This is a genomic window from Bacillus sp. JJ1503 (genome assembly GCF_036965125.1).
Lineage (GTDB): Bacteria > Bacillota > Bacilli > Bacillales > Cytobacillaceae > Cytobacillus.
The window spans coordinates 2,765-4,554 of the sequence record NZ_JBALOZ010000460.1; the positions used below are offsets into that span (position 1 = coordinate 2,765).

The 1,790-nt window shown below is 33.1% G+C and carries 2 protein-coding genes; both read right to left on the minus strand.

Translation table 11 applies throughout. The features are described 5' to 3' along the window. Positions 1-299: 299 nt before the first annotated feature. Complete coding sequence (locus tag V7149_RS25115; protein ID WP_335348288.1) at positions 300-1,307, minus strand: proline racemase family protein; 1,008 nt, start codon at positions 1,305-1,307, stop codon at positions 300-302. A 263-nt stretch (positions 1,308-1,570) separates the two neighbouring features. Continuing rightward, positions 1,571-1,790: hypothetical protein (locus V7149_RS25120; protein ID WP_335348289.1), on the minus strand; the 220-nt coding region annotated here is incomplete at its 5' end.

A 1,790-nucleotide genomic window follows, 5' to 3' on the forward strand; every position in this document is an offset into this window, starting at 1 on the left:
AACAATTGTGAGTGTTTTATTATTTTTAAATGAACTCTTTTTACCTAAAGATACCAGTGGTCGAGGGCGAAAAAACGGTCAAAATATTGATTTAATAAGGCTTTGCAGAAGCAATGTGTAAAATTTGTGTAAAATAATATAGGTTGTAATTTTTTTATATTAAATGATGTGTATAAACATATAGAAAGGCGAATTGAACATATATTTTGTATATTATTTGTCTAGTTTAAAATGTATTTTACAAAAAAGCGAAGAGACGATTTGTTAGATCGCTCTTCGCCTCAACATATCTAGTGATATTAATCTACAATAAATCCGTGTTTAAATGGATCGTTTGGATCAATTAAAATATTTTGGAATCCTGTAATAAAGGCTGATCCAGTTATTTCTGTAATAACTGCATCTTTTTCGCCAAGCATTGTGCGTTCAGTAGCTTTTCCAATAAATTTACCACCAACAAATCCCTCGCAGATTACTTCTTCATTTAAATCTAATTCATTTCTTCCAACCATTCTTGCGACCATCGCTGTTGTCCCAGTACCACCAGGTGATCTGTCAGCTTGCTGTTCACTAAACATATGAACATTCTTATATGTAGCTTCCGGATAAAGCTGAGGCTTTCCATAAAAAGTGACAATATCAATATAGTTAATATAAGGTTTAGTAGGATGTTGTACTTTTACCTGTTCATTTACATGCTGTTTAATAATTTTCGCCAATGCTTTAAGTTTTGTTCCATTTGAAACATGGATTTCTTCATTTAACTGTTCAATATTAACCCATGCAAAATAGTTACCACCGAAACTAATATCAACTGTAATTTCTCCAATCTCTCCTGCATCTATTACAACGTCCCTTTGTTCAAGGAATCCTGGAACATTTGTAAAAGTCACTGACTCAACACGGCCATTTTCAACTTTTACTCGGGGATAAACGAGGCCGGCAGGTGTTTCTAAAACAAGTTCAGTTACTGGACCTTTCACTTCCACTAATCCAGTTTCAACTATTGCAGTTGCTACCCCTATTGTTGCATGCCCACACATATTTAAAAAGTTTGTATTATCCATATAAATGACTCCAAAATCAACATCATCTCGAAGAGGAGGTAACAAAACTGCTCCAAACATATCACGATGTCCACGAGNNTGAATGAGAGCGTTACGGAACCATTCATAGTGTTCTGCCATATAGTCTCTTTGCTCTGCTACAGTATTTCCCTTAAGTTTTAATAATCCACCATTAATAATTCTTGTAGGCTCTCCAAAAGTATGAGTTTCAATAGTTTGTACAACATTTGTAAAATTCATTTTTTATATCTCCCTTATAGTTAAATTTACTAGATTATTAATCTAGGAATATATAGCATTACATCAGGAATGAATATTATTCCTAATAAAGAAATAAACATGACTAGGATAAACCAATTATTGTATTTACTTACCTGAAGGATACTTACCTTTGCTATAGCTGTTATTTATAATCCTCACTTGCAATCGGCGGCTGTTGTTGGCCGATTGCCCAGACGATGATAACAACTATGGAAAATTGTAGAGGATCAATAGCTGTTGGTTTAGAGTACTCTAACCAAGTCCTTCCTAACACTCAAGGAAATACTACTTTCAGTTAAATAATCCAAAATTTCTTCATCAGGTAGATTAATAATAATCTCCTGAGAACCTGATACACACTCAACTACTCTTTTTGAACCAACAAAATGAACATTTTTAATTTTTGCATCAAATGAAATTTGGTCTGAAGAATAGGAATTATTCGATAATTTTAAGTGTTCA